Origin of the sequence: Streptomyces orinoci, assembly GCF_003121295.1 — a bacterium.
GTDB classification, from domain to species: domain Bacteria; phylum Actinomycetota; class Actinomycetes; order Streptomycetales; family Streptomycetaceae; genus Streptomyces; species Streptomyces orinoci.
Window position 1 is genome coordinate 744,568 of record NZ_PHNC01000029.1, and the last position, 23,468, is coordinate 768,035.

Sequence of the window (23,468 nt, forward strand, 5' to 3'; positions counted from 1 at the left end):
CGCCTGCCGTCGAGTCCGTATCGTCACAACTCGCCCGTCCTGCAAGAATTCCCCCATGGCTGAGATCTTGCAGCGGGACGGCAGTTGGACCTTTGACGGCAGCGCCATACGCATCGTCCCGGGCCGGGAGCGGGGGGTGCACCTGCTCCGCCAGACCCTGGGCGAGCTGGTGGTCCCGCTGGCCGCCCTGGCGGGCGTCTCCTATGAGCCCGGCCGCAAGGGCGGCCGGCTCAGGCTGCGGCTGCGCGAGGGCGCCGACCCGCTGAGCCAGGTCACCCGCGGCCGGCTGCCGGAGGCCGCGGATCCGTACCAGCTGAAGGTGGAGGCCGACCGCTCCGGCGTCGCCGAGTACCTCGCCGAGGAGGTGCGCAACGCCCTGCTGCTGGAGCAGGTGCCCAGCGGCCCGCTGGACCGCTATCTGCTGCCCGGCCCCGCCCTGCCGCTGTCGGTGGCGGCCGGGGACGGCACCGTCTCCTTCGACGGCGAGCGGGTCCGTCTGGAGTGGAACTGGCTCACCGAGGAGAGCAAGTCCTCCGGCGGCCCCCGCACCCTCTCCCTGGCCGAGATCACCGCCGTGGAGTGGGCGCCCGGCGCCGGACTGGAGAACGGCTACCTCCGCTTCCTGGTCCCCCAGGACGCCGGAAAGCTCCCGCCCAAGCACGACCCCCATGCGGTGGAGCTGTTCGGATTCAAGAAGGACGGGCTGATGGCCCTGGTCGCCGCCGCGGTGACGGCCCGGCTGCCGCACCCCCGCCGGCCCCGCGAGGAGCCGGTCTTCCTGGTGCCGCCGCTGCCCGCCGCGCCCTCCGGCCCGGGCCAGGACGGCGGGGCCGGCGGCTCCGATCATGACGCCCTGCTGCGCCGGCTGCGCGAGCTGGGTGAGCTGCATCACAGCGGAATCCTCACCACCGAGGAGTTCACCGCCGCCAAGCAGGCCATCCTCAAGCGCTTCTAGCCCGCCCCGGCCCCTGCCCCCGATCCCCGCAAAGGTCCAGACCTGCCCGAAATCGGGCAGAATTCTTGCGAAAGTAACGCCTACCCCTCAGGATCAACGGGTGCTCGAACGCCGTATGTCCCATGACGACCTGGTGGATCACCTGGTGCGCAGCACGCCGCTTCAGCGCGGCGAGGCCGCCCGGGTGGTCCTGGACGTCCTGGCGTACTTCGACGAGACGACCGAGGAGTTTGTCCGCCGCCGCCACCGCGAGCTGCAGTCCGGCGGCATGGTCAACGCGGAGATCTTCGAACGGATCGCGGCCGAGCTGCCGCACCGCGCGGTGTCCCCGCCCGAACTCTCACTGCGGCAGCTGCGCCGCATCGTCTACGGCTGAGACCGGCGGTCCGTGGCGCCGCACCGCCGCGGACCGCCAGCGAGCACCCCTGAACGCCTGCCCTGGGAGGGTCACCTATGTGTGGAATCGTCGGATACATCGGTAAGCGCGATGTCGCCCCGCTGCTGCTGGAGGGCCTGCAGCGGCTGGAGTACCGCGGCTACGACTCCGCGGGCATCGCCCTGCACTCCGGCGGCAAGACCGGCGGCCTGAAGGCGGCCAAGGCCAAGGGCCGGGTCCGCGAGCTGGAGGCCCGGCTCCCCAAGCGCTTCAACGGCACCACCGGCATCGCCCACACCCGCTGGGCCACCCATGGCGTCCCCAATGACGTCAACGCCCACCCCCACCTGGACGCCGAGGAGAAGGTCGCGGTCGTCCACAACGGCATCATCGACAACGCCGCCGAGCTGCGCACCCGCCTCACCGCCGAGGGCGTCACCTTCCTCTCCGACACCGACACCGAGGTCCTGGTCCACCTCATCGGCCGCTCCCAGGCCGAGACCCTGGAGGAGAAGGTCCGCGAGGCGCTGCGCCACATCGAGGGCACCTATGGCATCGCGGTGCTGCACGCCGACTTCCCGGACCGCATCGTGGTGGCCCGCAATGGCTCGCCGGTGGTCCTGGGCATAGGCGAGAAGGAGATGTTCGTCTCCTCCGACGTCGCCGCGCTGGTCAGCCACACCCGCCAGGTGGTCACCCTGGACGACGGCGAGATGGCCACCCTCAAGGCCGATGACTACCGCACCTACACCACCGAGGGCTCCCGCACCTCCGCCCAGCCGACCACCGTGGAGTGGGAGGCCGAGTCCTACGACATGGGCGGCCACGACACCTATATGCACAAGGAGATCCACGAGCAGGCGGACGCGGTGGACCGCGCCCTGCGCGGCCGGATCGACGACCGCTTCTCCACCGTGCACCTGGGCGGCCTCAACCTGGACGCCCGCGACGCCCGCGCGGTGCGCCGGGTGAAGATCCTGGGCTGCGGCACCTCGTACCACGCCGGCCAGATCGGCGCCCAGATGATCGAGGAGCTGGCCCGGATCCCCTCGGACGCCGAGCCGGCCTCCGAGTTCCGCTACCGCAACCCGGTGGTGGACCCCGACACCCTCTACATCGCGGTGTCCCAGTCCGGTGAGACCTATGACGTGCTCGCCGCCGTCCAGGAGCTCAAGCGCAAGGGCGCCCGCGTCCTGGGCCTGGTGAACGTGGTCGGCTCGGCGATCGCCCGGGAGACCGACGGCGGCATCTATGTCCACGCCGGCCCCGAGGTCTGTGTGGTCTCCACCAAGTGCTTCACCAATATGGTGGTCTCCTTCGCGCTGCTCGCCCTGCACCTGGGCCGCATCCGCGACCTGTCGGTGGCCGACGGCAAGCGGATCATCGAGGGCCTGCGCAAGCTCCCCGCCCAGATCTCCGAGATCCTGGCCAACGAGGAGCAGATCGAGAAGCTGGCCGAGGAGTACGCCGACGCCAAGTCGATGATGTTCATCGGCCGGGTGCGCGGCTACCCCGTCGCCCGCGAGGCCTCGCTCAAGCTCAAGGAGGTCTCCTACATCCACGCCGAGGCCTACCCGGCCTCCGAGCTCAAGCACGGCCCGCTGGCCCTGATCGAGCCCGCCATGCCGACCGTGGCGATCGTGCCGGACGACGACCTGCTGGAGAAGAACCGCGCCGCCCTGGAGGAGATCAAGGCCCGCAGCGGCCGCATCCTCGCCGTGGCGCACCAGGAGCAGGAGAAGGCCGACCACACCATCGTGGTGCCCAAGAACGAGGACGAGCTGGACCCCATCCTGATGGGCATCCCGCTGCAGCTGCTCGCCTACTACACGGCCAAGGCCATGGGCCGCGACATCGACAAGCCGCGCAACCTGGCCAAGTCGGTCACCGTCGAGTAGCCCACCCCCAGAGCCGGGGTGATCGTTTCAGGAGCGGGCCTGTCCCCCGCGGCGATGAACGGTCACCCCGACGGCAGACGGCGCTCCCCGCGCGTGCCACCAAGCGCGCGGGGAGGCCGCCTCCCCGGTGCCGGCGCAGGGCGCCGGCGGTGATGCCGCCGGTCCCGGGAACCGTCACCTCCCGTCCGGCAGCACGCACTTGGCGGAGTTCTACCCGCGACCGGGGCGGCATCCACCCCTACGCACGGGTAGGTTGAGCATCGCGTCATTGACGCCTCGGATCATCACCCTTGCCGCATGGGCAGGTTGACGCCCCGCTCCCCAATGAGCAGGCGCCGGCAGGGAAATACCCCGTCAGGGAATGACGACCACGGGCCGCTGCGCACGCCGCGCCAGCCGCCCCGCCACCGAGCCGAAGATCCGCCCCACGATGCCATGGGTGGTGCCGACCACGATCGCGTCGGCCGCGTACTCCCGCCCCACTTCCTCGAGTTCATGGCAGATGTCGCCGCCGCGCTCCACCAGGATCCAGGGCACCTCGGAGAGATGGTCCGCGCACGCCAGCTCCAGCCCCAGCACCTCGGTGCGGTGATCGGGCACATCGACGAAGACCGGCGGCTCACAGCCCGCCCAGACAGTCGTCGGCAAGCGGTTGGCGACATGGACGATGATCAGCCCCGAGCCCGAGCGCCGGGCCATCCCGATTGCATACGCAAGCGCTCGTTCGCTCGACATGGAGCCGTCGAAGCCCACCACGACACCGTGCTGGAACGCCGGATCGCAGGAATGACGTGATTCTTCCGCCGCTTCGGGGTGCGCCGTCTGATCGGCGACCCGCTTGCGGTCCGCGGGTTCGGGGAATTCGTGACCGGCCATGAGGTGTCTCGGCGAGGGAAGTCCTCTTGCGGAGGGAATCGGCGGTGGACTGTGTGCTGTTGTCGGGCACCCGGTGCGCGACGGACGGCAGGGAGAAAATCCGTCCGGGATTCATCTTTTCAAGCGCTTACCCCCCAGGGTACGGCGCCACTCCTCGGGTGCCCAGGGGCGTGACGGCTCGCGAAGGACGAGCCGGCGGCCCCCCGGGGCCCGTGGCGCCGCCCGGCCGGGGACGCCGGAAGGAGCCGTCGCACCGGCTGCGGTGGGCGGCGGACGCCGGGCCGGCGACTGTGGCACACGGTCCCCCTCGGCGGTGTGTGGGCAGTGACGAGTGAGCGTTCACCGGAGCATGCACGAGCCCGACGCGGAGCGCAATGCCCCGGTCTCACCACCCCTGCCCGCCTCCCGAGTGACCCACACGCCGGGCGGCCGTTGTACTACCGCCAGCAGCCGCCAGCAGGGAGCCGATTGAGTGCCCGGAACCCGTGATGACGCCCAGGACGACACCGCCGAGCGGGAATCGCCCGATCCGGTGAGCGACGTGGTCCGCTGGGCAGTCTTCAGCTGTGTCCTGGTGCCGGTGGTTCTGCTGATGTGCGGTCAGTCCTTCGGTGGCGCCGCCGGCTGCGCGGCCGGGCTGGTGGCCGTCACCTGTGCCTGCCGGGCGCTGCTGCGCCAGGCCGAGCGCGGCGCCGGACGGTCCTGGGCCGAGCAGGCCGCCCCGCACCGCGGCCGGCACGGCCGCACCGGCAATGGAAGCCACCGCGGAGCCCGCCATCCGGGCTCGGGCACCGCATTGGACTGAGCCACCGGCCCCTTCCACCCATAGCTTTTCGGCCAACTTCCGGCCGGTGCCCACAGCTTGGCCCAAGTGCCCCCCAGCAGCCCCTGGACCAGGGAGTAAGGGGCCGTATCGGGCGGTTGCACCCTACGGGGATTGGGCAGGGGCGAGAGGCGTACTTTTCAGCGAGCCCTGCAAGTGCAACGCTTCGTGATCGAACGCTTCGCGCCAAGTTGCCATATCGACATAGAGCCGGGTGGTGAACTGGTCACCGCGACTTCGTCTGACCCAGTAGATTCGATCTTGGCCATGACCGGCGGGGGAACCGTTCAGGACCGAGGGGAAACGTGCAGGACCGAGAGGACTCGACCGCCGAGGGGGGCTTAGCGCCATGAGCCAGGACTCCACGTCCGTACCGGAGACCGTGCGCAAGCTCTCCGGACGCCGCCGCCGTGAGATCGTCGCCGTACTGCTCTTCAGCGGCGGCCCCATCTTCGAAAGCTCCATTCCGCTCTCCGTGTTCGGAATCGACCGGCAGGACGCCGGGGTTCCGCGCTACCGCCTGCTGGTGTGTGCGGGTGAAGATGTGCCATTGCGAACAACCGGCGGCCTGGAGCTGACCGCACCCTATGGGCTGGAGGCACTCGCCAGGGCCGGCACCGTCGTGGTTCCGGCCTGGCGGTCCATCACCCAGCCGCCACCGCCCGCCGCGCTGGACGCACTGCGCCGGGCCCATGAGGAGGGCGCCCGCATCGTCGGGCTGTGCACCGGGGCCTTTGTACTGGCCGCGGCGGGTCTGCTGGACGGCAGACCGGCCACCACGCACTGGATGTACGCACCGACGCTCGCCAAGCGCTATCCCTCGGTCCATGTGGACCCCAGGGAACTGTTCGTGGACGACGGTGACGTACTGACCTCCGCGGGCACCGCGGCGGGCATCGACCTGTGCCTGCACATCGTCCGCACCGACCATGGCGCGGACGCCGCAGGGGCCCTGGCCCGCCGGCTGGTGGTGCCACCGCGGCGCAGTGGCGGCCAGGAGCGCTATCTCGACCGGTCTTTACCGGAGGAGATCGGCGCCGACCCGCTGGCCGAGGTCGTCGCCTGGGCGCTGGAGCATCTCCACGAGCAGTTCGATGTGGAGACGCTGGCCGCCCGTGCCTATATGAGCCGCCGGACCTTCGACCGGCGCTTCCGCTCGCTCACCGGCAGCGCTCCGCTGCAATGGCTGATCACTCAGCGGGTGCTCCAGGCCCAGCGGCTGCTGGAGACCTCGGACTACTCGGTGGACGAGGTCGCCGGGCGCTGTGGTTTCCGTTCGCCGGTGGCACTGCGCGGGCACTTCCGCCGCCAGCTCGGCTCGTCCCCGGCCGCCTACCGGGCGGCCTACCGGGCGCGCCGGCCACAGACCGGGGAGGGCCGGGCGGAGCGGGGGGAACGGGCGGAGCGCGCCGACCGCGCCGAGCGGGGGGAGCGCTTCGACCGGCCGGAGATCGGTGAGCCACGCTCCGGTGAGTCCCCGGCGCTGCCCGGCCGGCGGGCCGCGCTGGCCGCCGCGCACTCCGCTCCCGGGGCACCGCTGGCGGGGCAGCAGCACCACGGCGGGCATGGCCTCCACCCGGGCCAGGGACCGCATGGTCCGGTGCATGGGCTGGGCCATGGAACGAACCCCATGGAACCCGGCAAACCGGATTCCGATCTCTATAGCCCGCACCTGCCCGGCCAGCGAGAACGCCCCGTAGGGTGAGCCATATGAACGATCGCATGGTGTGGATCGACTGCGAGATGACCGGGCTCTCGCTGTCGGACGACGCGCTCATCGAGGTGGCCGCCCTGGTCACCGACTCCGAGCTGAACATCCTCGGCGACGGTGTGGACATCGTCATCCGCCCGCCCGCCGAGGCCCTGACCACCATGCCCGAGGTGGTGCGCCAGATGCACACGGCCTCCGGGCTGCTCGCGGAGCTGGACGGCGGGACCACGCTGGAAGAGGCGCAGCGCCAGGTCCTCGAGTACGTCCGTGAGTATGTCCCGGAGCCGGGCAAGGCCCCGCTGTGCGGAAACTCGGTCGGCACCGACCGCGGCTTCCTGCTGCGGGACATGCCCGAGCTGGAGCGCCACCTGCACTACCGGATCGTCGATGTGTCCTCGGTGAAGGAACTGGCCCGTCGCTGGTTCCCGCGCGCCTACTTCGCCAGTCCCAAGAAGGCGGGCAACCACCGGGCGCTGGCCGACATCCGCGAGTCCATCGCCGAACTGCGCTACTACCGCGAGGCGGTCTTTGTGCCGCAGCCCGGCCCGGACTCCGACACCGCGAAGGCGATCGCGGCCAGGCATGTGGCGGCCGTGCCCGGCGAGTGACGTAGCTCGCTCCCGGCTTGGGCGAAAGCCGGGAGCGAGCACCCCCAAAGACCCTGTAGACTTCTTCTCGGCCGGTGGGAAACACGGAAACAAACGCCGGACATGGTGGGTATAGCTCAGCTGGTAGAGCACCTGGTTGTGGTCCAGGATGTCGCGGGTTCGAGTCCCGTTACTCACCCTGATCAGACCGAGGCCCGGTCCGCACTCGCGGACCGGGCCTCGGTGTTTGCGCGGTGAGGGACCGTCAGCCGCGGACGGCCTTCCCCCAGCGCTGGGACTGGAACTTGTGGCCGAAGGTTCTGCTGAGCTCCCGCTGGCCGTGCCCGGGCGCCAGGGTGAGTGAGCGGCCCTTGAAGTCGCGGTGTTCGAAGACGGTCACCGGGCTGTGGCCGTGGTTGTAGAGCGATTCCACATGGGCCAGGGCGCGGTCGCGGGTGAGGTCCTTGCTGTCGCCGGTCAGCCGGGTGACCGTGCCGGTGTAGCGCAGACCGCTGTAGGCACAGAGGCTGCCGGCCGGGCAGTTGGCCGGGGCCTGCTCGGCCCCGTCGGCCGCGAGGGCGGCGGGACCGGCGGACAGCAGCAGGGTGGTGAGGCCGAGGGCGGCGGCGGTGCGCCACCGAGAGTGATCAGTCATAAGGCAAGAGTTAGCAGAACCGGTTCCGGGGAAACGGTTCGCCGGTGTCCGGTGTTGACCGTGTCACACGTCCGGCCGTCGCGTCCTTGACTCTCCGCCAGGATGCGGCAACCTTTCAGAGCAGATTTCAGAGCAGACCAAGAGCCGCTCCCCAGCAAATCTCCCCGCCCCCAGCCCAGTTGACCGCCCATGCGCCCACCGGGCGCCGGGAAGGACGCCATGCGCGGCAGCATCCGCATCCGCCGGGCGGCGCTGCTGCCGGCCGTGCTGCTGACCGCCGCGCTGCTCGCGGCCTGCGCGCCGGGCGGGGCGGACGGCCGGACGACCACCCTCACGGTGGGCACCTTCGGGGTCTTCGGCTACCGGCAGGCCGGGCTCTACGCCGAGTACGAGCGGCTGCACCCGGGGATCAGGGTCCGGGAGAGCGTGATCGAGCGCAATGACGTCTACTACCCCCAGTTGCTGACCCACCTGGCGGCGGGCAGCGGGCTGGCCGACATCCAGGCGGTGGAGGTGGGTGGCATCCACGATGTGGCGGCCGCCCGCGGTGATCTCTTCGAGGACCTGGGCAAGGCCCCGGGGGTGCGCCGGAGCACCTGGCTGGACTGGAAGTGGGCCCAGGCCACCACCCCGGACGGCCGGACCATCGGGCTGGGCACCGATATCGGCCCGGTCGCCGTCTGCTACCGGAAGGACTACTTCCGGAAGGCCGGGCTGCCCACCGACCGGGCGGCCGTGGGCCGGCTCTGGGTGGGCGACTGGGGCGGCTACCTCCGCATCGGACAGCGGTACCGCGACCGCGCCCCGGCGGGCACCGTCTTCACCGACTCGGCGGCCGGGCTGTTCAACGCCGTGCTGCACGGCTATGCCGAGCGCTACTACGACCGGTCCGGCCGCCCGCGCTTCGCCGACAGCCCGGCCGTACGGGCCTCCTGGGAGCTGGCGGTACGGGCGGTGCGCGAGGGGCTGACCGCGCGGCTGAAGCAGTTCGAGAAGCCCTGGGACCAGGCCTATGCCAATGGCCGCTTCGCCACCGTGGCCTGTCCGCCCTGGATGCTGGGCTATATCAAGGAGAAGTCCGGGGCGGCGGGCCACGGCCGATGGGATGTGGCGGCCGCCCCCCGCCCGGCCAACTGGGGCGGCTCCTTCCTCACCGTGCCCCGGGCGGGCCGGCACCGGGCCGCGGCCATCGCACTGGCCACCTGGCTGACCGCCCCCGAGCAGCAGACCAGGCTCTTTGTGAAGCAGGCCGCCATCCCCTCCACCCCGGCCGCCTACGCCATGCCCCAGGTGGCCTCGGCCCATAACCCCTACTTCGGCGACGCCCCCATCGGGCAGATCTTCGCGGCGGCGGCCCGGGGAGTGCCGACCCTGGTGATCGGGCCGGACGAGCAGCAGATCGGCTCCGCCTTTGTCGATGTGGGCATTCCCCAGGTCGAGCAGCAGGGCAGATCCCCGGCGGCGGCCTGGGCGGCGGTCCAGCGGGAGATCCACAACGCGGTGGACCCATGACCGCCACCGCCCCCGCCCTGGAAGAGCCCGCCGGACCCGGCGAACGGCCCGCCGTCCGGCCACCGGACGCGGCCCCGTCCCGCCGCCGCCCCGGCCGCGCCCACCGGTACACCCCCTATGCCTTTCTGGCCCCTTTCTTCCTCTGCTTTGCCGCCTTCGGCCTCTTCCCGCTGCTCTACACCGGCTGGACCTCGCTGCACCGGGTGGAACTGACCTCCCCGGACCATATGGAGTGGGTGGGGGCGCACAACTATCTTCGACTGCTCCAGGACGACTTCTTCCTCAATGCGCTGCGCAACACCTTTCTGCTGGGGGTGCTCTCCACCGTCCCCCAGCTGCTGATGGCGCTGGGGCTGGCCCAGTTGCTGCACTACCGGCTGCGGGCCGCCACCTTCTGGCGGGTGGCGCTGCTCACCCCGTACGCCACCTCCGTCGCCGCCGCCTCACTGGTCTTCGTCATGCTCTACGGGCGTGACTACGGCCTGGTCAACTGGGCGCTGGGAGCGGCTGGTCTGGGGCCGGTGGACTGGCAGAACGGCACCTGGAGCGCCCGGCTGGCGGTGTCCTCGATCGTCATCTGGCGGTGGACGGGCTACAACGCGCTGATCTATCTGGCGGCCCTGCGGGCGGTGCCCGAGGAGCTCTACGAGTCCGCGGCGCTGGACGGGGCCTCGCGCGCCCGGCAGTTCATCCACATCACGGTGCCCGCCCTGCGGCCGGTCATCGCCTTCACCCTGGTGGTCTCCGCCATCGGCGCCACCCAACTCTTCGGCGAACCCCTGCTGTTCGGCGGGGCGGGCGGCCAGAAGGGCGGGCCCTCGCGACAGTTCCAGACCCTGGGGCTCTATCTCTATGAACAGGGCTGGTTCGACTACCACTTGGGGCGCGCCTCGGCCGTGGCCTGGGCGATGTTCCTGATCCTGCTGGCGGCCGGCGGGCTCTACGCCCTGGCGGCCCGGCGGCCCGCCCGGAGCGCCGGACGATGAGCGCCCGCCGCGCCGGCCGCCGCGCCACCGCCCTGGTCTACGCCGTGCTGGGCCTGTTCACCGCGGGCTCGCTGTTCCCGCTGCTGTGGACGGCCGTGGCCGCCTCCCAGGACAACGCCCGGCTGGCCGCCACCCCGCCGCCGCTGGCCTTCGGCGGCCGGCTGCCGCACAACCTGGGCCGGGCCTGGAGCGAGGCCGGTCTGGGCCGGGCGCTGCTGAACACCACCCTGGTGGCCGGGACCGTCGCGCTGAGCACCGTGCTGTGCTGCACCCTGGCCGGTTTCGCCTTCGCCAAGCTGCGCTTCGCCGGGCGCCGGGCCCTGCTGGCCGTGGTGATCGGCACCATGATGGTGCCGCCCCAGCTCGCCGTGGTCCCGCTCTTTATGATCGTCGCCCGGCTGGGCTGGGCCGACCGGCTGCCCTCGGTGGTGCTGCCCTCGCTGGTGAGCGCCTTCGGGGTGTTCTTTATGCGGCAGTACCTGGTCCGGGCGCTGCCCACCGAGCTGCTGGAGGCGGCCCGGATGGACGGCGCGGGCAGCCTGCGCCTGGTACGGCATGTGGTGCTGCCCGCCGCCCGCCCGGCGATGGCGGTGCTGGGCATGCTCTCCTTCGTCCAGTCCTGGAACGACTTCTTCTGGCCGGTGATCGCCCTGACCCAGCAGAACCCGACCGTCCAGGTGGCGCTCACCGGGCTGGGCCGCGGCTATGTCCCCGACCAGGCGGTGGTGATGGCCGGTGCGCTGCTGGGCACCCTGCCGCTGCTTCTGGCCTTCGCCCTGCTGGGCCGCCATATCACCGGCGGCATCATGCACGGCGCGGTCAAGGGCTGAACCATGTTCCCCCGTCCTCTCCCCCGACCCTCCGGAGCATCGCCATGCCCAGCCAGTTCCCGCACGGTTTCGTCTGGGGCGCGGCCACCGCGGCCTATCAGACCGAGGGGGCGGTCCATGCGGACGGCCGTACCCCCTCCATCTGGGACACCTTCAGCCACACCCCCGGCAGGGTCCGGGCCGGGGACACCGGGGACATCGCGGACGACCACTACCACCGCTACGACCAAGACGTCCGGCTGATGTCCCAACTGGGGCTGGGCGCCTACCGGTTCTCGGTTTCCTGGCCGCGCGTCCAGCCCACCGGACGGGGCCCGGCCAGCCAGGCCGGGCTGGACTTCTACCGGCGGCTGGTGGACGACCTGCTGGCGCATGGCATCCAGCCGGTGCTCACCCTCTACCACTGGGACCTGCCCCAGGAGCTGGAGGACGCCGGCGGCTGGCCCGAGCGGGAGACCGCACACCGCTTCGCCGACTACGCCCAGCTGGTCGCCGGGGCACTGGGCGACCGGGTGCAGGAGTGGATCACCCTCAACGAGCCCTGGTGCAGCGCCTTCCTGGGCTATGCGACCGGGGTGCACGCCCCCGGCCGTACCGATGCCGCCGCCGCGCTGCGCGCCGCCCACCACCTCAGTCTGGCGCACGGCCTGGGCGTCCAGGCGCTGCGCGCCACGCTGCCCCGCCGGGCCAGGGTCGCCGTGGCGCTCAATCCCAATGCGGTACGGGCCAGGAGCGCTTCGGCCGAGGACGAGGACGCCCGGCGCCGGATCGACGCGCTCGCCAACCGGATCTTCACCGGGCCGATGCTGCATGGCGCCTACCCCGCCGACCTGTTCACCGACACCGCCGCCATCACCGACTGGTCCTTTGTCCAGGCCGATGACGCCCGTACCATCCGGCAGCCGCTGGACTGGCTGGGCATCAACTACTACACCCCCTCGGTGGTCTCGGCCGCCACCGGCGACCGGCCGCCCTCCGGCCCCACCGCCTACCCGGGCGCCGAGGAAGTGACCTTCCACCAGCCGCCGGGCACCCGGACCGCGATGGGCTGGACCGTGGACCCCAGCGGGCTCTATGAGCTGCTGATGCGCTTCTGCCGGGAGGTGCCCGGACTGCCGCTGGCGATCACCGAGAACGGCGCCGCCTACGACGACAAGCCCGACGACCGGGGGGCCGTGCACGACCCGGAGCGGATCCGCTATCTGCACACCCACCTGGAGACACTGCTGCGGGCGCTGGCCGACGGGGCGGATGTCTGGGGCTACTTCGTCTGGTCGCTGCTGGACAATTTCGAGTGGGCGCACGGCTACAGCAAGCGGTTCGGGGTGGTGTATGTGGACTACGAGACCCTGGAGCGCGTCCCCAAGACCAGCGCCCGCTGGTACCGGGAGGTCATCCGCACCGGCCAACTGACCGTGGGGAAGCAGAAGTTCAGCTGAACGCCGAGGGCGGGGGCGGCGGAGAGGGACGGGCGGTGGCGTCGGTCACCACGGCGGCGCCACCGGTGAAGTCGTCCAGGGCACGGCCGTGTTCCACCCGGCCCTGCTGGGGGTCGCTCGCACAGCGGCGGGTGAGCTCGGCCACCGGCAGCGGCTGCCCCGCGGCCAGCAGCACCGCGTTGCCGAAGCGCCGGCCGCGCAGTACGGCCGGGTCGGCGGCCAGGCAGAGCTCGGGGAAGACCGAACGCACCGTGGCGATCTGCGCCTTGAGGTGGGCCAGCGGTGGCCCGTCCGCCAGATTGGCCGCATAACGGCCGTCCGGGCGCAGCACCCGCCGTACCTCGGCGGTGAATTCGGCGCTGGTGAGATGGGCGGGGGTACGGGCGCCGCCGAACACATCGGCGATCACCAGGTCCGCCCAGCCCTCGGGGATCCGGGCCAGTCCCGCGCGGGCGTCGGCGGTGCGTATCTTGATCCGCCAGGCGGGATCCAGTGGGAGCTCGCGGCGGACGAACTCCACCAGCGGGCCGTCGATCTCGATGATCTGCTGGGTGGAGCGGGGGCGGGTGGCGGCGATATAGCGGGCCAGGGTGAACGCCCCGCCGCCCAGGTGCAGCACCTTGACCGGGGCGCCGGGCGGGGCGATCAGGTCGGCGATATGGCCCAGCCGCCGCTGGTAGGCGAAGGCGAGGTGCGCGGGGTCGTCCGGATCGACATGGGACTGCGGGGCCCGGTCGATCAGCAGAGTCCGGGCCCGGGGCCGGTCACGATCCGGTTCGAGTTCCGCGAGACCGCCGTTGACCTGGGCGGATGCTATGCCCTCGGCCGGGCGGGCACGTCGTCTTGCCATGCGGCAAGTATCGCCCGTCCCCGGCCGGGGTGGCTCAGCGGCAGTGGTGGCTCAGCGGCAGCGGTGGCTCAGCGGCAGCGGTCCACGGCCTCGATGGTGCGGGCCGCCTCGCCCAGCGCGGCCCGCAGCACCACCGGGTCGGTGGCGGCGGAGAAGGCGGCGTCCGGCGCCACCAGCCAGCCCGTGCCGGAGACCGGCGGCTCGGCGCGGCCGGTGCGGGAGGCCCGGCCATGGGTCTGGGTGCAGGCGCTGCCAGGCACATCCCAGCCGGCGGCGGTGCCGGGCGGCACCAGGAAGCCAAGGGTGTGACAGTCCCCGTCGTGCAGCACGGGGCCCACGCCGTCACGCAGCCGCAGGATGTCAACCGCTTCCAGCCCCTGCCGGGCGGGCACGGTCACCAGGTCACAGGGCGCGTACTCGTCCTCCGCCAAGGGAAACCCCTCCTCCGCACATTTCGCTGCGACTGCGCTTACGTGCTTCAACTGCCCTGGGCCGTCAATGGCTACGGGCTTGTGCCGCCGCAAAGGATGGCAGTTCATGGCGGATGGCGAGTGGGATATCCGGTTTGTAGCCAAACCGGGCGGAGCGGGGGCCGGGAAACCGGTACGGTCGTCTCCGCCGCACCGCCGGTCCGGGCGGCGTCAGCCCGGACCGAAGCAAGAGAGGCGTCCGGCCATGGCTTCCTCCCCGGTCTCCCCGGCTCCGGTACCCAATACGGCGTTCCGTGCCCTGCGCGGGCAGCGCTCACCAGGGGAGTTCGCGGCTGCCGTACGGCGGGCGGCCCGGGAGATCGGAGAACAGGTCTCCTGCGACGCCCGGTACATCGGGCGGGTGGAGTCCGGGGAGATCCGCTGCCCCAACTACGCCTATGAGCGCGTCTTCCGGCATATGTTCCCCGGCCGGGAACCGGCCGATATGGGGTTCCTGCCCCGGGAGGCAGTGCGCGGACGAGGGGCGCGCAACAAGAGGAACGCGCCACCGCCGCGCACCGAAAGCCCTGTGGATGGCCATGCGCCCTTTCCCGGGTACCAGGAAGGGGACAGGGCCCGTCCCGGCGGCGAGGAGAGCGAAGTGTTGCGTCGCGCGTTTATGACCGGCGGCACGGCCGCCATGGCCGCCGCCTCGCTGGGCGGCCTTCCGGGCCTGCCCGGCATTCCGGCCCCCCGCCGGGCCGGGGAGAGCGAGGCCCGGGCGGTGGAAGAGGCAGTGCGGCAGATCCGGCTGCTGGACGACCGGCACGGGGCGGACGCGCTCTACCGGCGGGCCGCGCGTCCGCTGCGGGCCGCCTATGAACTGCTGGACGCCGGGATACGCCGCCAGGAGGTGGCCGACCGGCTGCATATCGGGGCCGGTGAACTGGCCATTTCCGTCGGGTGGTTGGCCCATGACTCGGGGCGGCCGGCGGATGCCCGCTCGCACTACGCGGAGGCGCTGGCCACCGCGCGGGTCGCCGGGGACGCGGGGCTGGAGGCCCATGCCTTCTGCAACACCGCCTTCCTGGCCCGGGATGCCGGGCGCCCCCGCGAGGCGCTGCGCGCGGCACAGGCCGCGCAACAGGCGGCGCGCGGGCTGGGTTCCGCGCGGCTGCTGTCCCTGGCGGCACTGCGGGAGGCCGGGGGCTGGGCCGGGCTGGGCGACCGTACGGCCTGCGAGGGGGCGCTCTCCCGGGCCAGGACCCTCTTCGGCCGCGGCCCGGACGAGGCGGACCCCGAGTGGATGAGCTTCTTCGGGGAGGCGGAGCTGGAGGGGCTTCAGGCGCAGTGCTGGTCCGCACTGGGGGACTGGCCACGGGCGGCGGCGCACGCGGAGCGGGCGGTGGCCCTGCAGGATCCCCACTTTGCGCGCAATATCGCTTTGTACACCGCGCAGTTGGCGGGGGATCTGGTGCGGGCGGGCGAGGTGGAGGCTGCGGCGGAGGCGGGCGGGCGGGGGCTGGATCTGCTCGCCGGTGTCCGGTCGGCTCGCATCCGGGCGATGCTGGCCGATACGACGCGGCGGTTGCGCAGCTATCGGCGCAATTGCCGGGTGGCCGACTTCTTGGAGCGTGCGCCCCTTTAGGGGGCGCGGAGTTGAGGGGTGCCCCCTCCGGGGGCGCGGGGAACTGCGCGCCCAGCCCGATGCGGCCCGCACCCGAAATGTGACGGAGGCACCCCCGAGGGGCGCGGGGAACTGCGCGCCCAGCCCGATGCGGCCCGCACCCGAAATGTGACGGAGGCACCCCCGAGGGGCGCGGGGAACTGCGCGCCCAGCCCAGTGCGGCCCGCACACAAGATGTAACTGGCGCCCAGCGGCGCTGCGTTGTTTTCCGGGTGCGGGCCGCACTTTGGCCGGTCGCGCAGTTCCCCGCGCCCCTGACGGGCACCGGTCGAGTTCCGGGTGCGGGCCGCACGTGGCTGGGCGCGCAGTTCCCCGCGCCCCTGGCGGGGCGGGCGGTCAGCCGAAGTGGCCCGTGTCGTTCCAGCGTTCGATGGCCGGCGCGTCATACGCCCAGCCCAGAATGGACAGCGAGGTCGGGTCCAGGCGGATGCGAGCCGCGAAGGACGCGTCCAGCCCCAGCCAGCGCGCCCCGATGGTGCGCAGAATGTGACCGTGGGCGAAGATCAGCACATCGCGGTCCGCCGAGCGCGCCCAGGCGATCACCTCGTCCGCCCGGGCGGAGAGCTCGGCAAGGGTCTCCCCCTCCGGCACCCCGTCCCGCCAGATCAGCCAGTCCGGCCGGTCCGCCTTGATCTCGGCCGGGGTCATCCCCTCGTACGCCCCGTAGTCCCACTCCAGCAGCGCGTCCCACTCGGTCGCCCGGTCCCCGAAGCCGGCCAGCTCGCAGGTCTCGGCCGCGCGGAGCAGCGGGCTGGTGCGTACCTCCACGTCCGGCAGGCCGTCCCAGGGGGCCCGGTGCAGCCGCTCGCCCAGCAGCTTGGCGCCGCGCCGGCCCTCGTCCAGCAGCGGGATGTCGGTACGGCCGGTGTGCTTGCCGGACCGTGACCACTCGGTCTGCCCATGCCGGGCCAGCAGGATGCGGGGTGCGGGTGCCGCGGACGCCATCGGAGAGTGCCCCCTGGAGCTTGGTGATGTTTGCTACGGACCGCCGCCAAGGAAACGCCGCGAATCATGACATTCGGCGCGGGTCCGTTCAGCCTCTATCATCACTCACTTGCCCATCGGACAACCTCCGGGGCCCGAACGGGCGTCCTAAACCCATGCCCCTCGCCAGCGGGCCGCCAACGGCGGACGAACTCGGCATTTCCGGGAAGCCGCGGGGCGGTGTGCGACCAATGTGGCGTACACCGTACGGTTGCTTGCGCGCTACTGGCCGCCTGAACACATGGAGAGCGTTTCGGATGTACCGCACCGCACCACTCGGGAAGCGGCCGCGCTGGTGGACCGAACTGCCCCTGATAGCCGTCGTGTACGGGATGTACTCGGCAGGCCGGCTTCTCGCCCGGGGGGACGTACAGTCGGCGGTCGGCCATGGTCTGTCGATCCTCGATCTTGAGAAAACGTTTCGAATAAACCTGGAGCACCCGCTCAACCGGGTTTTCACCAACAACCCCGTGCTGGGTGTGCCGGCCGACTTCGCCTATGCCTCGCTGCACTATGTACTGACGCCCGCCGTCCTGGTCTGGCTCTTCCGCCGCCATGGGGAGCACTACCGCAAGCTGCGCACCTGGCTGCTGATCTCCACCATGATCGGGCTGATCGGGTTCACCCTGCTGCCCACCTGCCCGCCCCGGCTGCTCGACCCGGCCAATGGGTTTGTGGACACCATGCAGCACTACTCCTCGTACGGCTGGTGGGGGGCCGACGCCAGTGCGCCGCGCGGCTTCGGCGGGCTGACCAACCAGTACGCGGCCATGCCCAGCCTGCACGTCGGCTGGGCGCTGTGGTGCGGGGTGGCGCTGTGGCGGCACGCCCGGCACACCTGGGTCAAGGTGGCCGGTGCGGCCTACCCGCTGCTGATCGCCCTGGTGGTGATGGGCACCGCCAATCACTACTTCCTGGACGCCGTCGCCGGGGTGGGCGTGATGGGCCTGGGGTATCTGCTGGCCGCCCCCGCGCTGCGGCTGGCCGGCGCGCTGCGCTCCCGGCTGTCCCGCTCCGGGACCGGTGAATCCGCCCGCTCCGGGACGGGTGAATCCGCCGGGACGCCCACGACTGTCGGTGCCGGATGCGAGACTGCGGCTCATAGCGCTCGTAGTGCTCCCGGTGCTCCTGGTACTCGTAGCGCTCGTAGTGCACGTACCGCACAGCCGGAGACCCTTCGCGAGGCGGATCCCAGTGACCCCATCCCTCGACAGCTCCCCCGCCAGGCCGTCCGGGGCGAGGCCGCCGACAACACCCCCGACGGCAGCCCCGACGGAGCTGCTACGGCGGCTCGCTGAGCTGCGCGGCCCCGCCGTGCCCCCGCGTCCGCTGGACGCCCGGGCGCTGGCCGCGCTGGCCGCCAACCCCGGCTGCCGGCGCCGGGCGCTGCTGGACGGCGCCGGGGTGGACAAGGGGGCGCTCGCCCAGGCGCTGGGCGCCCCGGCCGCCTTCGGCCGCTCCCAGTTCGCCTTCGTCCGCGGCCATGCCTTTGAGTCCCGGGTCAAGGCGGACGGCGGCGCCGAACTGGTCCGGCTGCTGAGCGAGCAGCTGGGCCACAAACCACCCGAACCGGATGAGGTGGATGTACCCGAGCTGACCGCGGCCGGCCCCGAGGGCCGTACCGCCCGCACCGCGCTGGCCCTGCGCCAGGCCACCGGGGCCGGCCGCTGGGCCCTGCTGGACCACCCCATGCTGGCGCTGACCATCGCCGGCACCCCGGCCTATCTGGAGCCGGACGCGGTGGTGGTCGGGCCGGACGGCGGCTGGACGGTGGTGGAGATCAAGTCCTTCGCCATGATCGACGGCGCCGCGGACGCCGCCAAGGTGGGCGCCGCCGCCCGCCAGGCCGCCGTCTACGCGCTGGCCCTGCGGGGCGTGGCGGACCGGCTGGCCGCCGGGCGGGTGAGCGAACAGGCCCTGCTGGTCTGCCCCAAGGACTTCTCCAACCTGCCCACCGCCGCCCTGATCGACCTCCGCAAACCGCTGGCCACCACCCGCCGCCAGCTCTCCCGGCTGGTCCGGGTGGAGGAGATCGCCGCCGGACTGCCGGAGGGCGTCTGCTTCGACCCGGACCGCCCGGCCGCCGAGCTGGCCGCCGCCGTGGCGGCGGTGCCCGCCGCCTACGCCCCGGACTGCCTGGCCGGCTGTGAGCTGGCCTTCCACTGCCGGGAACGGGCCCGGCAGGCGGGTCTGGTGGAGCGGCTGGGCCGCTCGGTACGGGCCGAGCTGGGCGGGCTGGCCACGGTGGAGTCGGTGCTGGCCGCCGCCGGGGGCGACGGGGGCGACCCGGACGACCCGGCGGTGGCCGCCCTGCGCCGGGCCGCCGCGCTGCGCGCCGAGGCGCTGGGCCGGGAGGCGGCGCCATGTCGCTGATCACCACCCTGGCCCGGTTCGAGGCGGTACGGGACGGACGCGCCCGGCCGGTCGCCACGGTGCGGCACCGGCACCTCGCCGAACGGCCGTTGGTGCTGGTGCCGCTGACCACGGCGGGCGAGACCGGCGCCCCGCTGGGCGCGCTGGTGGGCACCGAGCGGACGGCGCCCCGGCTGCTGACGGTCTGCCAGCCGCGCGACCGCGACCAGCGCGCCGCCTTCCTGGCCGCCCTGGCCGAGGAGGTGCTGCCGCATATCGAGGGCTTCGCGGCGGAGGTGACCACCGAGGAGCGCACCGAGACCGACCCGGCCACCGGCCGGCGCACCCCGGTCCGGGTGGAGCTGTGCACCGACGCCCCGCAGCTGCTGGTGCCCAGCGCGGCGGGCGTGGAGTATGTACGGCTGCTGGGCCGCTCCATGCGCTTCCGGCGCACCGCCGAGCAGGACCCGGCCGCCGCCTTCCCGGCCCCGCCCCGGGTGCCGATGCTGGGCCGCTGGCTGACCCACTTCGCCGAGCGCGCCCAGGTCCCCGGGTCCTCGCTGCTGCTGTCCATGACCGGGCTGCTCACCCGGCACTGGGCCACCGGCCAGAGCCCGCTGGAGGACCAGCATCTGGGCTCGCTGCTGGCCTGGATCGACCCGCCGGACGGACTCTCCGGCGCCGAGGCCGCGCTGCGGGTGGAGCTGGAGCGGGACGCCGAGGGGCTGCTGTGCCACCCGCCCGCCGGGCCGGCCACCGACCCCGCCTTCGACAACAAGCGGCTGGCGCCCGCGCTGGCCCGTTACGACCGGGCCCGGGCGGTGGGCCGGGGCGTGGAGCGGGCCGCGGCGGAGATGGCGGAACTGCTGGCCACCCAGCTGCGCCCGGCCTGGGACGCCGTCTGGCACGGCCTGGATCTGCTGCGCGCCCTGCCGGAGGGGGCGCATGTGGCCGAGCGCTGGAAGCGGGACCGCTGGTCCTACACCGCCCACCGGGACCGGATCCGGGCCGGGGAGCCCCCGCAGCCCCGGCGCGACGACGCGGTGACGGCCGCCCGCAAGCTGGCCTCCCGGGAGACCGCGCAGGCCCGGCTGGAGGCCCAGGAGGCACTGGACGATCCGCTGGTGATGGCCGGGCGGCGGCTGGCCGGCGAGGCGTTCGCCGGAGAGGTCACCGCGGTGGTGATGGAGTACACCGAGGCCAAGGTGCCCCGGCCGCGCCCGCTGGTGACGGTGCGCACCGAGGACGCCCCGCATCTGGCGGAGGGCGCCCGGGTGCACCGGCTGCTGGCCGATGGCCGGACGCAGACCGGTGAGTTCACGGCGGCCGGGCCGGACAGGCTGACCGTCCGGCTGACCGGGGGCATGGGGCGCGGCAGACAGCCGGAGCCGGGCACCGTGCCGGAGCCCGGCGAGCGGGTGTGCTGGACGCTCTTCGAGCATGCGCCCAGGGGCGGTCCGGCGCTGCCCGAGCCGGAGCACACCCCCTGGACCCATGGCGGCCCGCCTGGCGCCATGGCCGACGAGCCCGACCCGGTGACCGCGGAGGACTACCTGTGACCACCGTGCCCCAGGCGCGCACCGGCGGCTTCGACCCGGCCGCGGCGGCCTCCGCCGCCACCGAGGCCATCCTGCGCGACACCCTCGATCCCCGGCACCGCGGTGTGGTGGTGGACTCCCCGCCCGGCGCCGGGAAGTCCACCCTGGTGGTCCGGGCGGCGCTGGAGCTGGCCCGGGCGGGCCGTCCGCTGATGATCGTCGCCCAGACCAACGCCCAGGTGGACGACCTGGTGCTGCGGCTGGCAGAGCAGGACGGCCGGCTGCCGGTGGGCCGGCTGCACAGCAGTGAGCCGCACCCCTACGACCCGGCGCTGGACTCCCTGGAGTCGGTGGTGACCTCGGCCAAGGTCGCCGAACTGGCCGGGCTGGAGGTGGTGGTCTCCACCGCGGCGAAGTGGGCGCACACCAAGGTGGCCGAGCCCTGGGGCCAGGCGATCGTGGACGAGGCGTACCAGATGCGCTCGGACGCGCTGCTGGCCGTGGCGGGGCTGTTCGAGCGGGCGCTGTTCGTGGGCGATCCCGGACAGCTGGATCCCTTCAGCGTGGTGGGGGCCGAGCAGTGGGCGGGGCTGTCCTACGACCCCTCGGCCAGCGCGGTGTCCACCCTGCTGGCCCACAACCCGGAGCTGCCGCAGCACCGGCTGCCGGTCTCCTGGCGGCTGCCCGCCTCGGCGGCGCCGCTGGTCTCGGACGCGTTCTACCCCTACACCCGGTTCCGCAGCGGCACCGGGCCGGGCGAGCGGCGGCTGGCCTTCGGGGTGCGCTCGGACGGTTCCGGGCCGGACCGGGTGCTGGACGAGGCGGCCGAATCCGGCTGGGGCCTGCTGGAGCTGCCCGCCCGCAATACGCCGCGCACCGACCCGGAGGCGGTGCGCGCGGTGGCTCTGGTGGTGCGCCGGCTGCTGGACCGGGGCGGGGCGGTGACCAGTGAACGCTCCCCGGACCCGGTGCCGCTGACCGCCGGCCGGATCGCGGTGGGCACGGCCCACCGGGACCAGGCGGCGGCCGTCCGGGAGGCGCTGCACGGGCTGGGGGTGTCCGGGGTCACGGTGGACACCGCCAACCGGCTGCAGGGCCGGGAGTTCGATGTGACGGTGATGCTGCACCCGCTGTCGGGGCGCTCCGACGCGACCGCTTTCCATCTGGAGACGGGGCGGCTGTGCGTGCTGGCTTCCCGGCACCGGCATGCGTGTGTGGTGGTCTGCCGGGCGGGGGTGGACCGGCTGCTGGACGAGCATCCGTCCACGGAGCCGGTGCGGCTGGGGGTGGCGGTGAAGTTTCCCGATGGGTGGGAGGCGCATCATGCGGTGCTGTCCCATTTGGCGGAGCACCGGGTTTTCTGGCGCCCTTGAGGGCGCCGGGCTGCTTGCGGCTCCGCCGCGGGTCCGGCTGTCTTTGACCGTTCGCGGGTTCCCCACGCGCCCGCGTCTGCCGACGACCGCCGTCGCCCGTCCACGGGCCGTGGGTGGTTGCTCGCGCAGTTCCCCGCGCCCCTGACAGGGCGCACCCGGCAAGAAAACGGCGTCTGCCGACGACCGTTGCCGGTCGGCCGCAGGCCGTGCGTGGCTGGTCGCGCAGTTCCCCGCGCCCCTGGGCGGGGCGTCCCGCCGTCGATCGGCCGCAGGCCGGGGGCTGGGCGGGCAGTTCCACGCGGCGTGGCGAGCGCTCTTGCGTGGGGCGCGACAATGGATGGCGGCTGACGATCCTGGAGGTAAGTACATGTGCGAGCCGAAGCAGGCTCCCGGCGCGAACGACGGCGGCCGTCGCCGCCTGAGGCCCGCCCCCCTGCTCTTCGAGCCACCCGAGTCCGTGGCCGATGCCGAGCACTTCTTCGACCTTGAGTCCATCGAGGACCCGCGCGAGCTGCTGGCCCGTTCCACCGAGCTGGCGCTGGCCTTCCGGGCCGCGGCGGACCGGGCGACCGAGTACCAGGCGGTGGCGGCGGCCCAGCTGGCCGACCCCCGGCGCTTCGACCGCCTGCCCACCTCCGTGATCGCGGAGCGCGCCGAGTGGAGCGAGGACTACGCCAGGAAAATGGTCGAGTTCGGCCGCGATCTGATGCGCGGCAGCAGGACCCCGGACTGAGCGGACCGGAAGGTCCGTACCCCCAGCACGGCTCATGGCCCGGAACCATGAGCCGTTGGCATATGCGGCGCGTAATTTAGCGCACCCCGCTCCGCCCTGTCCCGAGTTCCGGCAACAACGCCGAACGCCCCCGGCCGCCCCGCCGACCATGGGTTTATGGACACCAGGCCGCGCATCCCCCACCCCGCGTTCCCCGCCGCCGCCCGGGTCAGCCCCGCCGGCGCCGACTGGCTCGCCTCGGCCAGCCCCTTCCCGCGCAGCGTGCTGGCCCTGTGGGCGGACAACCCCCACGCCCCCATGGTGCTGCCCTGCGGCCGGGCCTTCGATGTGATCGCGATGCCGGCGCTCTTCGGGCGCCGGGTGCTGGACCGGCTGTGGTCGGCCGGTCCCGGGTCCGGCCCGGTCGCCGCCCAGCAGGGCCGGCTGCTGCTGTTCACCGCCCCCGGCACGGCCCAGCGGCTGCCCGCCCTGCTGCGCTGGGAGGAGTGGGGCGGCAGGGAGCGGCCCGAGGTGCCGCCGCTGCTGTGCCATGGCCCCGGCGACGCGGTGACCGTCCCCCCGCTCTGGCCGCCGGACGAGACCGAGCCCACCCCGCCCGCCACCCGCTGGCTGGTCGCCCCGGAGGAGCGGCGTCCCCGGCTGCCCGGCCCGGAGACCCTGCTGTGGGCCTGTGTACGCACCGCGCGCACCGCCCGCCCGCGCCCCCGCACCACCCCCCTGACCAGCGCACCCGCGCTTCCCCGGGGCTGAAACATACGGATTTTCATTCCCCCGGAAGGGGGTGCTACAGTCTTCCACGTCAGCAGGCGCCGCTAGCTCAGTTGGTTAGAGCAGCTGACTCTTAATCAGCGGGTCCGGGGTTCGAGTCCCTGGCGGCGCACAGACAGCGAGAG

At 72.8% G+C, this 23,468-nt stretch carries 22 protein-coding genes and 2 tRNA genes; 19 read left to right on the plus strand and 5 right to left on the minus strand.

The annotated features are described in order from the left end of the window. The first annotated feature begins 55 nt into the window (after window positions 1-55). From CV755_RS18140 to glmS, 3 genes are all read left to right on the plus strand, one after another. Window positions 56-955 (plus strand): DUF4429 domain-containing protein, encoded by a 900-nt coding sequence (locus CV755_RS18140; protein WP_109281264.1) that lies wholly within the window; start codon window positions 56-58, stop codon window positions 953-955. A gap of 100 nt (window positions 956-1,055) precedes the next feature. Then, on the plus strand, window positions 1,056-1,331 hold the full coding sequence (locus CV755_RS18145) for a hypothetical protein (RefSeq protein ID WP_109281265.1): 276 nt from the start codon (window positions 1,056-1,058) through the stop codon (window positions 1,329-1,331). A 77-nt stretch (window positions 1,332-1,408) separates the two neighbouring features. Then, window positions 1,409-3,229, plus strand: a complete 1,821-nt coding sequence (gene glmS / locus CV755_RS18150) for a glutamine--fructose-6-phosphate transaminase (isomerizing) (RefSeq protein WP_109281266.1) — start codon at window positions 1,409-1,411, stop codon at window positions 3,227-3,229. A 354-nt stretch (window positions 3,230-3,583) separates the two neighbouring features. Here glmS and CV755_RS18155 read toward each other — a convergent pair whose 3' ends face one another. After that, window positions 3,584-4,105, minus strand: coding sequence for a universal stress protein (locus CV755_RS18155; protein WP_109281267.1), 522 nt, complete (start codon window positions 4,103-4,105; stop codon window positions 3,584-3,586). A gap of 472 nt (window positions 4,106-4,577) precedes the next feature. Between CV755_RS18155 and CV755_RS18160 the strand changes: the two genes are divergently transcribed. The 4 genes from CV755_RS18160 to CV755_RS18175 all read left to right on the plus strand — a co-directional run bounded on the left by CV755_RS18160 (window position 4,578) and on the right by CV755_RS18175 (window position 7,425). After that, window positions 4,578-4,910 carry a hypothetical protein gene (locus tag CV755_RS18160; RefSeq protein WP_422070564.1) on the plus strand — a complete coding sequence of 111 codons (333 nt, stop codon included), beginning with the start codon at window positions 4,578-4,580 and terminating at the stop codon, window positions 4,908-4,910. Between the two features lie 367 nt (window positions 4,911-5,277). Then, on the plus strand, window positions 5,278-6,633 hold the full coding sequence (locus tag CV755_RS18165) for a GlxA family transcriptional regulator (RefSeq protein ID WP_109281268.1): 1,356 nt from the start codon (window positions 5,278-5,280) through the stop codon (window positions 6,631-6,633). Window positions 6,634-6,638: 5 nt separating this feature from the next. After that, the gene (orn, locus tag CV755_RS18170; protein ID WP_109281269.1) at window positions 6,639-7,247 is read left to right on the plus strand and encodes an oligoribonuclease; all 609 of its coding nucleotides are present in this window, start codon (window positions 6,639-6,641) and stop codon (window positions 7,245-7,247) included. 105 nt (window positions 7,248-7,352) lie between these two features. Continuing rightward, window positions 7,353-7,425, plus strand: a tRNA-His gene (locus CV755_RS18175). Between the two features lie 66 nt (window positions 7,426-7,491). On the opposite strand, the gene CV755_RS18180 is transcribed toward CV755_RS18175, so the two are convergent. Further along, a complete protein-coding gene (locus tag CV755_RS18180; protein ID WP_109281270.1) occupies window positions 7,492-7,881 on the minus strand; it encodes a peptidase inhibitor family I36 protein in 390 nt (129 codons plus the stop codon). Between the two features lie 219 nt (window positions 7,882-8,100). Here CV755_RS18180 and CV755_RS18185 point away from each other — a divergent pair, with 219 nt between their 5' ends. The 4 genes from CV755_RS18185 to CV755_RS18200 are packed head-to-tail and all read left to right on the plus strand — an operon-like array spanning window position 8,101 to window position 12,648. Further along, window positions 8,101-9,393: an ABC transporter substrate-binding protein gene (locus CV755_RS18185; protein ID WP_109281271.1), complete on the plus strand. Its 1,293-nt coding sequence runs from the start codon at window positions 8,101-8,103 to the stop codon at window positions 9,391-9,393. Further along, entirely contained in the window at window positions 9,390-10,379 is a 990-nt protein-coding gene (locus CV755_RS18190) for a carbohydrate ABC transporter permease (RefSeq protein ID WP_109281272.1), read from the plus strand. The genes CV755_RS18185 and CV755_RS18190 overlap by 4 nt, the downstream gene beginning before the upstream one ends. Beyond that, the gene (locus CV755_RS18195; RefSeq protein ID WP_109281273.1) at window positions 10,376-11,209 is read left to right on the plus strand and encodes a carbohydrate ABC transporter permease; all 834 of its coding nucleotides are present in this window, start codon (window positions 10,376-10,378) and stop codon (window positions 11,207-11,209) included. Before CV755_RS18190 ends, CV755_RS18195 begins: the two co-directional genes overlap by 4 nt. A gap of 44 nt (window positions 11,210-11,253) precedes the next feature. Continuing rightward, window positions 11,254-12,648: a GH1 family beta-glucosidase gene (locus CV755_RS18200; protein ID WP_109281274.1), complete on the plus strand. Its 1,395-nt coding sequence runs from the start codon at window positions 11,254-11,256 to the stop codon at window positions 12,646-12,648. Here CV755_RS18200 and CV755_RS18205 read toward each other — a convergent pair. Next, window positions 12,641-13,498 (minus strand): spermidine synthase, encoded by an 858-nt coding sequence (locus CV755_RS18205; protein WP_109281275.1) that lies wholly within the window; start codon window positions 13,496-13,498, stop codon window positions 12,641-12,643. The genes CV755_RS18200 and CV755_RS18205 overlap by 8 nt on opposite strands. A gap of 68 nt (window positions 13,499-13,566) precedes the next feature. Next, window positions 13,567-14,037, minus strand: a complete 471-nt coding sequence (locus CV755_RS18210) for a hypothetical protein (protein ID WP_422070565.1) — start codon at window positions 14,035-14,037, stop codon at window positions 13,567-13,569. Between the two features lie 136 nt (window positions 14,038-14,173). On the opposite strand from CV755_RS18210, the gene CV755_RS18215 reads away from it, so the two are divergent. After that, window positions 14,174-15,556: an NsdA family TPR-like regulatory protein gene (locus CV755_RS18215; RefSeq protein WP_109281277.1), complete on the plus strand. Its 1,383-nt coding sequence runs from the start codon at window positions 14,174-14,176 to the stop codon at window positions 15,554-15,556. A 375-nt stretch (window positions 15,557-15,931) separates the two neighbouring features. Here the strand turns inward: CV755_RS18215 and CV755_RS18220 are convergent, their stop codons facing one another. Then, window positions 15,932-16,540: a histidine phosphatase family protein gene (locus CV755_RS18220; RefSeq protein WP_109281278.1), complete on the minus strand. Its 609-nt coding sequence runs from the start codon at window positions 16,538-16,540 to the stop codon at window positions 15,932-15,934. Between the two features lie 296 nt (window positions 16,541-16,836). On the opposite strand from CV755_RS18220, the gene CV755_RS18225 reads away from it, so the two are divergent. The 7 genes from CV755_RS18225 to CV755_RS18255 all read left to right on the plus strand — a co-directional run bounded on the left by CV755_RS18225 (window position 16,837) and on the right by CV755_RS18255 (window position 23,455). Next, entirely contained in the window at window positions 16,837-17,877 is a 1,041-nt protein-coding gene (locus CV755_RS18225) for a phosphatase PAP2 family protein (protein WP_109281279.1), read from the plus strand. Beyond that, window positions 17,774-18,952 (plus strand): hypothetical protein, encoded by a 1,179-nt coding sequence (locus CV755_RS18230; RefSeq protein ID WP_422070566.1) that lies wholly within the window; start codon window positions 17,774-17,776, stop codon window positions 18,950-18,952. The genes CV755_RS18225 and CV755_RS18230 overlap by 104 nt, the downstream gene beginning before the upstream one ends. After that, window positions 18,943-20,490 (plus strand): hypothetical protein, encoded by a 1,548-nt coding sequence (locus tag CV755_RS18235; RefSeq protein WP_109281280.1) that lies wholly within the window; start codon window positions 18,943-18,945, stop codon window positions 20,488-20,490. The genes CV755_RS18230 and CV755_RS18235 overlap by 10 nt, the downstream gene beginning before the upstream one ends. Then, window positions 20,487-21,842, plus strand: a complete 1,356-nt coding sequence (locus tag CV755_RS18240) for an AAA domain-containing protein (protein WP_241561271.1) — start codon at window positions 20,487-20,489, stop codon at window positions 21,840-21,842. Before CV755_RS18235 ends, CV755_RS18240 begins: the two co-directional genes overlap by 4 nt. Window positions 21,843-22,209: 367 nt before the next feature. After that, complete coding sequence (locus tag CV755_RS18245; protein ID WP_109281281.1) at window positions 22,210-22,575, plus strand: hypothetical protein; 366 nt, start codon at window positions 22,210-22,212, stop codon at window positions 22,573-22,575. A gap of 156 nt (window positions 22,576-22,731) precedes the next feature. Next, the gene (locus tag CV755_RS18250; protein WP_109281282.1) at window positions 22,732-23,325 is read left to right on the plus strand and encodes a bifunctional DNA primase/polymerase; all 594 of its coding nucleotides are present in this window, start codon (window positions 22,732-22,734) and stop codon (window positions 23,323-23,325) included. Between the two features lie 56 nt (window positions 23,326-23,381). Beyond that, window positions 23,382-23,455 (plus strand) — tRNA-Lys (locus CV755_RS18255). Window positions 23,456-23,468 lie beyond the last annotated feature (13 nt).

What these genes read in the sequence shown, in the direction of transcription:
- CV755_RS18140 (WP_109281264.1), top strand. Translation starts at nt 56, where the DNA reads ATGGCTGAGATCTTGCAGCGGGACGGCAGTTGGACCTTTGACGGCAGC.
- glmS (WP_109281266.1), top strand. Translation starts at nt 1,409, where the DNA reads ATGTGTGGAATCGTCGGATACATCGGTAAGCGCGATGTCGCCCCGCTG.
- CV755_RS18155 (WP_109281267.1), bottom strand. Translation starts at nt 4,105, where the DNA reads ATGGCCGGTCACGAATTCCCCGAACCCGCGGACCGCAAGCGGGTCGCC.
- CV755_RS18165 (WP_109281268.1), top strand. Translation starts at nt 5,278, where the DNA reads ATGAGCCAGGACTCCACGTCCGTACCGGAGACCGTGCGCAAGCTCTCC.
- orn (WP_109281269.1), top strand. Translation starts at nt 6,639, where the DNA reads ATGAACGATCGCATGGTGTGGATCGACTGCGAGATGACCGGGCTCTCG.
- CV755_RS18180 (WP_109281270.1), bottom strand. Translation starts at nt 7,881, where the DNA reads ATGACTGATCACTCTCGGTGGCGCACCGCCGCCGCCCTCGGCCTCACC.
- CV755_RS18185 (WP_109281271.1), top strand. Translation starts at nt 8,101, where the DNA reads ATGCGCGGCAGCATCCGCATCCGCCGGGCGGCGCTGCTGCCGGCCGTG.
- CV755_RS18190 (WP_109281272.1), top strand. Translation starts at nt 9,390, where the DNA reads ATGACCGCCACCGCCCCCGCCCTGGAAGAGCCCGCCGGACCCGGCGAA.
- CV755_RS18195 (WP_109281273.1), top strand. Translation starts at nt 10,376, where the DNA reads ATGAGCGCCCGCCGCGCCGGCCGCCGCGCCACCGCCCTGGTCTACGCC.
- CV755_RS18200 (WP_109281274.1), top strand. Translation starts at nt 11,254, where the DNA reads ATGCCCAGCCAGTTCCCGCACGGTTTCGTCTGGGGCGCGGCCACCGCG.
- CV755_RS18205 (WP_109281275.1), bottom strand. Translation starts at nt 13,498, where the DNA reads ATGGCAAGACGACGTGCCCGCCCGGCCGAGGGCATAGCATCCGCCCAG.
- CV755_RS18210 (WP_422070565.1), bottom strand. Translation starts at nt 14,037, where the DNA reads ATGAACTGCCATCCTTTGCGGCGGCACAAGCCCGTAGCCATTGACGGC.
- CV755_RS18215 (WP_109281277.1), top strand. Translation starts at nt 14,174, where the DNA reads ATGGCTTCCTCCCCGGTCTCCCCGGCTCCGGTACCCAATACGGCGTTC.
- CV755_RS18220 (WP_109281278.1), bottom strand. Translation starts at nt 16,540, where the DNA reads ATGGCGTCCGCGGCACCCGCACCCCGCATCCTGCTGGCCCGGCATGGG.
- CV755_RS18225 (WP_109281279.1), top strand. Translation starts at nt 16,837, where the DNA reads ATGTACCGCACCGCACCACTCGGGAAGCGGCCGCGCTGGTGGACCGAA.
- CV755_RS18235 (WP_109281280.1), top strand. Translation starts at nt 18,943, where the DNA reads ATGTCGCTGATCACCACCCTGGCCCGGTTCGAGGCGGTACGGGACGGA.
- CV755_RS18245 (WP_109281281.1), top strand. Translation starts at nt 22,210, where the DNA reads ATGTGCGAGCCGAAGCAGGCTCCCGGCGCGAACGACGGCGGCCGTCGC.
- CV755_RS18250 (WP_109281282.1), top strand. Translation starts at nt 22,732, where the DNA reads ATGGACACCAGGCCGCGCATCCCCCACCCCGCGTTCCCCGCCGCCGCC.